Annotated in this window: 7 protein-coding genes and 1 rRNA gene; 5 read left to right on the top strand and 3 right to left on the bottom strand. The window is 72.2% G+C overall.

From position 1 onward, the window contains the following. Positions 1 to 199: 199 nt before the first annotated feature. A 5S ribosomal RNA gene (gene rrf / locus ACZ7DY_RS36360) occupies positions 200 to 316 on the top strand. A gap of 119 nt (positions 317 to 435) precedes the next feature. Here the strand turns inward: rrf and ACZ7DY_RS36355 are convergent. After that, the gene (locus tag ACZ7DY_RS36355; protein WP_471143501.1) at positions 436 to 1,707 is read right to left on the bottom strand and encodes a hypothetical protein; all 1,272 of its coding nucleotides are present in this window, start codon (positions 1,705 to 1,707) and stop codon (positions 436 to 438) included. Between ACZ7DY_RS36355 and ACZ7DY_RS36350 the strand changes: the two genes are divergently transcribed. The 3 genes from ACZ7DY_RS36350 (at position 1,678) to ACZ7DY_RS36340 (ending at position 4,247) form a co-directional block, all read left to right on the top strand. After that, positions 1,678 to 2,469: a tetratricopeptide repeat protein gene (locus ACZ7DY_RS36350; RefSeq protein WP_471143498.1), complete on the top strand. Its 792-nt coding sequence runs from the start codon at positions 1,678 to 1,680 to the stop codon at positions 2,467 to 2,469. The two genes, ACZ7DY_RS36355 and ACZ7DY_RS36350, sit on opposite strands and share 30 nt — an antisense overlap. A 222-nt stretch (positions 2,470 to 2,691) precedes the next feature. Continuing rightward, on the top strand, positions 2,692 to 3,111 hold the full coding sequence (locus tag ACZ7DY_RS36345) for a YciI family protein (RefSeq protein WP_471143490.1): 420 nt from the start codon (positions 2,692 to 2,694) through the stop codon (positions 3,109 to 3,111). Next, entirely contained in the window at positions 3,108 to 4,247 is a 1,140-nt protein-coding gene (locus ACZ7DY_RS36340) for an RNA polymerase sigma factor (RefSeq protein ID WP_471143487.1), read from the top strand. Before ACZ7DY_RS36345 ends, ACZ7DY_RS36340 begins: the two co-directional genes overlap by 4 nt. An 18-nt stretch (positions 4,248 to 4,265) precedes the next feature. On the opposite strand, the gene ACZ7DY_RS36335 is transcribed toward ACZ7DY_RS36340, so the two are convergent. Then, positions 4,266 to 5,549, bottom strand: coding sequence for a DUF1015 family protein (locus ACZ7DY_RS36335; RefSeq protein ID WP_471143485.1), 1,284 nt, complete (start codon positions 5,547 to 5,549; stop codon positions 4,266 to 4,268). A 72-nt stretch (positions 5,550 to 5,621) separates the two neighbouring features. Between ACZ7DY_RS36335 and ACZ7DY_RS36330 the strand changes: the two genes are divergently transcribed. Further along, positions 5,622 to 6,674, top strand: a complete 1,053-nt coding sequence (locus ACZ7DY_RS36330) for an HAD hydrolase-like protein (RefSeq protein WP_471143482.1) — start codon at positions 5,622 to 5,624, stop codon at positions 6,672 to 6,674. 67 nt (positions 6,675 to 6,741) lie between these two features. Here ACZ7DY_RS36330 and ACZ7DY_RS36325 read toward each other — a convergent pair whose 3' ends face one another. Beyond that, positions 6,742 to 7,575, bottom strand: coding sequence for a siderophore-interacting protein (locus ACZ7DY_RS36325; RefSeq protein ID WP_471143480.1), 834 nt, complete (start codon positions 7,573 to 7,575; stop codon positions 6,742 to 6,744). Between the last annotated feature and the right edge of the window lie 25 nt (positions 7,576 to 7,600).

The raw sequence follows: 7,600 nt of genomic DNA, 5'->3' as shown, positions 1-7,600 counted from the left end.
AGATCTGGAAGCCCGGTAACGGGTGGAGGTGACTGGTACTAATAGGCCGAGGGCTTGTCCTCAGTTGCTCGCGTCCACTGTGTTGGTTCTGAAACAACGAACAGTTGTGTCGGCTGAACAGCGTCACTATTAATTGAAAAGTGTGCTTGTTCGCTGCCCTGTTTGAGATCCTGCGTCTCCGTAGGATATTTCATAGGGTTTCGGTGGTCATAGCGTGAGGGAAACGCCCGGTTACATTCCGAACCCGGAAGCTAAGCCTCAAAGCGCCGATGGTACTGCAGGGGGGACCCTGTGGGAGAGTAGGACGCCGCCGAACAATTTTTGGAGGACCCTTGGTCCCAGCGTCCACGCTGGGACCAAGGGTCCTTTTGTTTTTGTCGAAGCGCGCCGGCCTGCAGGCTGCGCGAGAATGACTGCGGTACCGAAGACTAGGAGTCACCGATGTCCCCCAACTCTCCCGACGAGCGACCGGAGCGCGAGCAGCGCAGCCGGGACGGTGGTGACCGGGGCGGATACCGCGGGGCTCCCCGTCGTGACGACCGCGACCGCGGCGACCGCGGTGGTTTCCGTCGCGATGACCGGCGTGACGACAACCGTGGCGGCGGCTTCCGTGGCCGCGACGACCGCCGGGACGACCGGCGCGAGGGCGACCGTGGCGGACGTCCTCCGTTCCGTCGCGATGACCGGCCCAGCGGGCCGCGCCGTGACGACCGCGACCGTCGTGACGGGGACCGTGGCGGTTTCCGTCGTGACGACCGTCCCGCCGGCCCGCGTCGTGATGGTGACCGGCCTCCCTTCCGTCGTGACGATCGCCGGGACAACGACCGTCGCGATGACCGTGGTGGTTTCCGTCGCGATGACCGCCGTGACGACAACCGTGGCGGCGGCGGCTTCCGCGGGCGCGATGACCGTCGTGACGGGGACCGTGGCGGCTTCCGTCGTGACGACCGCTCCGGCGGGCCGCGTCGTGATGGCGACCGGCCTCCCTTCCGTCGTGACGATCGCCGGGATGACCGTCGGGACAACGACCGCGGCGACCGTGGTGGCTTCCGTCGCGATGACCGGCGTGACGACAACCGTGGCGGCGGCGGCTTCCGCGGGCGTGACGACCGCCGCGATGACCGTCGGGACAACGACCGCGGCGACCGTGGTGGCTTCCGTCGCGACGACCGGCGCGACGACAACCGCGGCGGTGGCGGCTTCCGTGGGCGCGATGACCGTCGTGACGGTGACCGTGGCGGTTTCCGCCGTGACGACCGTCCCGCCGGCCCGCGTCGTGATGGCGACCGGCCTCCCTTCCGCCGCGATGACCGGCGTGACGATCGCCGTGACGACCGTCGGGACAACGACCGCGGCGACCGCGGTGGCTTCCGCCGTGACGATCGCCGCGACGACCGCTCGTACGACCGCAGGGACGATCGGCGCGACAGCGGGGACCGCGGTGGGTTCCGTGGGCGCGACGACCGGCGTGACGACAACCGCGGTGGCGGTGGCTACCGCGGTGGGCGCGACGACCGTGGGCGCGGCGACGACCGCGGGTACGGAGGACCGCGCCGTGACGACCGCGGCGGGCGCCCCGGTGGGTTCCGTGGGCGCGACGACCGGCGGGACGGCGACCGGGGTGGATACCGCGGTGGGCGTGACGACCGCGACCGTGACCGCGAGCCCATCAAGCGGCTGCCGATCCCGGACGACGTCACCGGTCACGAGATCGACAAGGACGTCCAGCAGGAGCTGCAGAGCCTTCCCAAGGGGCTCGCGGAGGACGTCGCCAGGAACCTGGTGATGGTCGCCAAGCTCATCGACGAGGACCCCGAGCAGGCGTACGCCTACTCCCGGATCGCGCTGCGGCTGGCCTCCAGGGTCGCCGCGGTGCGCGAGGCCGCCGGCTTCGCCGCGTACGCGAACCAGAAGTACAGCGAGGCGCTCGCCGAGTTCCGTGCCGCACGGCGGATGACCGGCAGCGTCGAGCTGTGGCCCGTCATGGCGGACTGCGAGCGCGGCCTCGGCCGGCCCGAGAAGGCGCTGGAGATGGCCGGCGCACCCGAGGTGCACAAGCTCGACAAGGCGGGACAGGTCGAGATGCGGCTCGTCGCCGCCGGGGCCCGCCGCGACCTGGACCAGATCGACGCGGCCATCGTCACCCTGCAGAGCCCCGAGCTGGCGTCGAACTCCGTGCAGCCCTGGACGGCCCGGCTGCGGTACGCGTACGCGGACGCGCTGCTCGCGGCCGGACGTGAGGACGAGGCGCGCGAGTGGTTCGCGAAGGTCATCGAGTCCGACAAGGACGGCAGCACCGACGCCTCGGACCGCCTCGCCGAGCTGGACGGCGTCGAGTTCGTCGACGCCCTGGTGGAGGACGAGGAGCGTGACGACGAGCGGCCCGACGAGCTGGACGAGGACGTCGCGCGCGGTGAGAGCGGCGAGGACTCCGCGGAGCCGGTCCGCCGGGACGTCGACGAGGACTGACCGGACCGCCCGGCCGCGCGATGCCGGGCACCGGTGAGGTTGAAGAGTGAGAGGGCGGGCCCCCTGGGGGCCCGCCCTTTTTTGTGCTCCGTGACCTCGTCCGGACCTCGTCATGAGCTCCTCCGAAAAAGTTTCGGGGGATAGTGTCGAGAATCTCCGAGCGGCTCCGTCCCCGTAGTGAACGCGGCCAGAACGGGTCGCACAGCACCGAGGAGAACGACGATGGCGAAGTACCTGCTGCTCAAGCACTACCGCGGCGCCCCGGCTCCGGTGAACGACGTGCGGATGGACCAGTGGACGCCCGAAGAGGTCTCCGCGCACATGAAGTACATGAACGACTTCGCGGCCCGGCTGGAGAAGACCGGCGAGTTCATCGACGGTCAGGCCGTGGCTCCGGAGGGGACGTGGGTCCGGTACGACGGGGAGGGGCGTCCGCCGGTCACCGATGGTCCGTTCGCGGAGACGAAGGACCTCATCGCCGGGTGGATGGTGATCGACGTCGACAGTTACGAGCGGGCCATCGAGCTGGCCGGTGAACTGTCGGCCGCCCCCGGAGCCGGCGGCAAGCCGATCCACGAGTGGCTGGAGGTGCGGCCCTTCATGACCGCGACGCCCTCCACCGAGCAGTGCCCCCACAAGTGAACGAGGCCCTCCTCCGCAGCCTCACCCCGGGCGTGCTCGCCGTCCTCGTCCGCCGCGGAGCCGACTTCGCGGCCGCCGAGGACGCCGTGCAGGACGCGCTCGTCGAGGCGGTCCGGGTCTGGCCGGCCGAGCAGCCACGGGATCCGAAGGGCTGGCTGACCACCGTGGCCTGGCGGAAGTTCCTCGACGCGACCCGGGCGGACACCGCCCGCCGCCGCCGCGAGGACCGCGTCGAAGAGGAGCCGGTGCCCGGCCCCGCGCCCGCCGTGGACGACACGCTCCAGCTCTACTTCCTCTGCGCCCACCCGTCGCTGACGCCGTCGTCCGCGGTCGCTCTCACGCTGCGCGCCGTGGGCGGTCTGACGACGCGGCAGATCGCCCGGGCCTACCTGGTGCCCGAGGCGACCATGGCGCAGCGCATCAGCCGGGCCAAGCGCACCGTCTCCGGCGTACGGTTCGACCGGCCCGGGGATGTGGCGACCGTGCTGCGCGTCCTCTACCTCGTCTTCAACGAGGGCTATTCGGGCGACGTCGACCTCGCGGCCGAGGCGATCCGGCTCACCCGGCAGCTCGCGGCGGTGATCGACCACCCCGAGGTGGCGGGGCTGCTCGCCCTCATGCTGCTCCACCACGCGCGGCGCGCGGCACGGACCACTCCGGACGGCGGCCTCGTACCGCTCGCGGAGCAGGACCGCGGCCGGTGGGACACGGAGATGATCGCCGAGGGGGTCACGATCCTTCAGGGGGCCCTCGCCCGCGACCGGCTCGGGGAGTTCCAGGCGCAGGCCGCCGTCGCGGCGCTGCACGCCGACGCGCCGACCGCCGAGGAGACCGACTGGGTGCAGATCGTCGAGTGGTACGACGAGCTGGCGCGGCTGACCGGCAATCCCGTCGTCCGGCTCAACCGCGCGGTCGCCGTCGGTGAGGCCGACGGGCCGCGCGCCGGCCTGAAGGCGCTCGCGGAACTGGACGAGGCCCTGCCCCGGTACACGGCCGTGGCGGCCTACCTCCACGAGCGCGACGGTGACCTGGCGAAGGCGGCGCGGCTGTACGCCGAGGCCGCTTTGAAGGCGGGCAACCTCGCCGAGCGCGACCACCTGACGCGTCAGGCGGCCCGGCTCAATTCCCGCCGGTGACGCCGTCGTTCAGAACGTTCAGAACGTGAGGTCGCGCAGGACCAGGCCCGTCGCCGGTTTCGGCCCGAAGGACGTCGACTTGCGGGGCATCGTCACGCCCTGCCGGGCGAGGTCGCGGACGACCTCCTCGCGGACCGGGTGCATCAGGACCGCCGTACCGCCGTCGCGTTCGGCCTTCTCCACCGTCGCGGCGGTGTCGTGGATGTACGCGATGTGGTCCGGGGTGTCCGGGATCCGCCACACGTGATCGAGGAGGGTGGCGTGCAGAACGGTCGCGTCGAGGGTGCGCCAGGCCTCCGGGTGGTCGGCGGGCACGGTGCGCGCGAGGAGCTCCGCGGACGGCCGGTCGACGAGGTGGAAGGCGCCGTCGCCGGCGAGGACGAAGGCGTTGCCCTTGGCGGCGGCCTCGGCGAGGGCTTCCAGGGCGTGGTCGAGGGAGCCCTCGACCGTCCGTACCCGGAAGGACCCGTCGAGGGCGCGCAGGGCCTCGGAGACCGGCAGCCGGTGCAGATAGCGGTGGATGGCGCGGACGCGCAGCGGGTAGCGGGCGGTGTCCACCAGGAGTACGAGGCCGTAGTCCCAGGCGCTCGGTGACGGGTGCTCGGCACGCAGGCGCAGGTTGGTCGCCCAGCGGTGGTGGCCGTCCGCGATCAGGGCCTGGTGGCGGCAGAGGTCGGACCGGATCCCGGCGATCTCGGCCGGGTCGGTCACCGACCACAGGCGGTGGTGGAAGCCGTCCTCCGTGGTCGTGGAGAGGAGGGGCTCGCGCCCCGCGGTCTCCTCGATGACGGCCGCAGCGCTCTTCGGGGCACCCTCACCTTCGCTGCGGTAGGTGAGGAGCAGCGGCTCCAGGTTGGCCGAGGTCGCCCGCATCAGGGCGGCGCGGTCCCCGACGACGTGCGGCATGACGCCCTCGTGCGGCAGGACGACGCCGTCCGCGGCCTCGGAGAGGCGCAGCGCGCCGATGACGCCGCGCTGCAGTATGCCGTCGCCCTGCTGTTCGTAGACGTACAGACTGGGCTCGGTGTCGGGGGCGAGGATGCCTTCGGCGAGCCAGGTGTGCAGGGTGTCCGCGGCCTGTTGGTTGCGGGCCGCAGGGGTGGTGGCCTGCGGGAGGATCAGGCGGACGATGTTGTGCGGGTCGGCGGACTCCAGGTGGAGCAGGCCGTCCGGCCGCACCACCACGTCGTACGGCGGTGAGGTCACCGCGGCCAGACTGCCGACCCGCTCGGGGACATAGCGCACGCCCCGGAACGGGATCAGGTCGAGGCCGCTGTCGTCGGTGTGACCCGCTGTGTTCATTAGGGCATCGTATGTGTGTCAGTGGCATAAGCGATGATCGGGGGAGTGGGATCGAGCGAGGAGAGATGTGTAATGAGCCAGAGCGCGGACCGAAGTGCGGCCCGGGACGTCAGGACGCGGCCCGCGGGCAGTGGACGGCCGCTCAGTGAGGCCTACGACACGGCTCTGCTCGACCTGGACGGGGTGGTGTACAAGGGCGGGCGGGCCATCGAGCACGCCGTCGAGTCGCTCGGCACCGCGCGCGACGGCGGCATGCACCTCGCGTACGTCACGAACAACGCGCTGCGTCCCCCGGAGGCCGTGGCGGAGCACCTGACGGAGCTGGGTATTCCGGCCGACGGGTCGGACGTCATCACCTCGGCGCAGGCGGTCGCCCGGCTGGTGAGCGAGCAAGTGCCCGAGGGCGCGCGGGTGTTGGTGATCGGCGGCGAGGGGCTGCGGGTCGCGCTGTGCGAGCGGGGCCTGGAGCCGGTCGAGTCGGCCGACGACGACCCGGCCGCGGTGGTGCAGGGGTACGGCGGGCCGGAGTTGAGGTGGGAGCGGTTCGCCGAGGCCTGTTACGCGATCGCCCGCGGAGTGCCGTGGTTCGCGTCGAACACGGACCTGACGATCCCGAGCGCCCGCGGCATCGCGCCGGGGAACGGCGCGGCGGTCGAGGTCGTCCGGATCGCGACGGGCGCGGACCCGCAGGTGGCGGGGAAGCCGCTGCCGCCCATGCACCGGGAGACGATCCTGCGGACGGGCGCGAAGAAGCCGCTGGTGGTGGGCGACCGCCTGGACACGGACATCGAGGGCGCGTTCAACGGCGAGGTGGACTCGCTGCTGGTGCTGACCGGCGTCACGGACGGCGCGCAGCTGCTCGCCGCGCGCCCCGAGCACCGGCCGACGTATGTCGCCGCCGACCTGCGTGGCCTGCTCGCCGGGCAGCCGGAAGTCGCCCCGGTGGAGGGCGGGTTCGGCTGCGGCGGGTGGACCGCTTCGGTGCGGGACGGGGCGCTCGCGCTGGACGGTGACGGGGATGCTCTCGACGGCCTGCGGGCGCTGTGCGCGGCGGCCTGGACGGATGCCGGGGACGGCGTGTGCGGGCTGGACGCGGAGAAGGTGCTGGCGCGGCTCGGGGTGTGAGTCCGGGTGCTCGCGCGCTCCCGCCGTCGACGGGGCGCGCCCGCTGTGGTCGTACGCGGGCGGGTGGTCACACGGTCTCGCCGCTCTCGATGAGCTGGTCCGTCGTCGTTCCCTTGCGCCAGTACCCCGAGAACGACACCCTGCCGCGGTCGAGGCCGCGGTCCTGGACGAGGTGGCGGCGGACGGCCCTGACGGTCGCGGACTCGCCGGCGATCCACGCGTAGGGCGTGCCGTCGGGGAGGTCCGCACCGCGGATCGCCTGCACGGTGGCGCCCTCCCCGGTGAGCCAGTGGATCTCGGCGTCGGCCTTCGTGGGCAGATACTGGCGGTCGGCGAGGTCGCCGAGTTCGATCCAGACGCGGGCCGGCAGACCCGTGGGGAGCGTCTGGAGGATGTTCGCCACGGCGGGCAGGGCCGACTCGTCGGCGGCCAGGAGCAGCCAGTCGGTCTCCTTCGGCGGCCGGAAGTCGTACGCGGAGTTCTCCTCGTCGACCGGGCCGAGGACGCCGATGCGGGCGCCGGGCCGCGCCGTCCGCGCCCAGCTCGTCGCCGGGCCGTCGGCGGGTGAGGCGGCCGGGCCGTGGACGGCGAAGTCGATGGTCAACTCATGCGGGTCGCGGCGCAGTTCCCGGGTCGTGTACGTGCGCATGATGCCCCGCACCGACGGGTCGAGGGCGCACCAGGCGGCGTACCAGCCTGCGGTGTCCCCGGAGCCGGTGTCCGGCATGACCGGGCGGTCCTGGCCGGGGTGCGGCAGGAAGATCTTGATGCGCTGGTCGCGGCCCGCGGTGGCCATCTGCGGCAGACCGGCGCCGCCGAGAATGACGCGGATCATGGCGGGGGTGAGGCGTTCGGTGCGCAGGACCTCGGTGTCGAAGTACCGGTACGGGGAGCCGGTCATCGCGGGAGCCTCCCCGACTTCTCGC

The sequence above is a fragment of the Streptomyces sp. NPDC037013 genome (assembly GCF_055607265.1).
The sequence above is the reverse complement of the archived record's forward strand: the minus strand, read 5'-3'. Positions and strand labels throughout refer to the sequence as shown.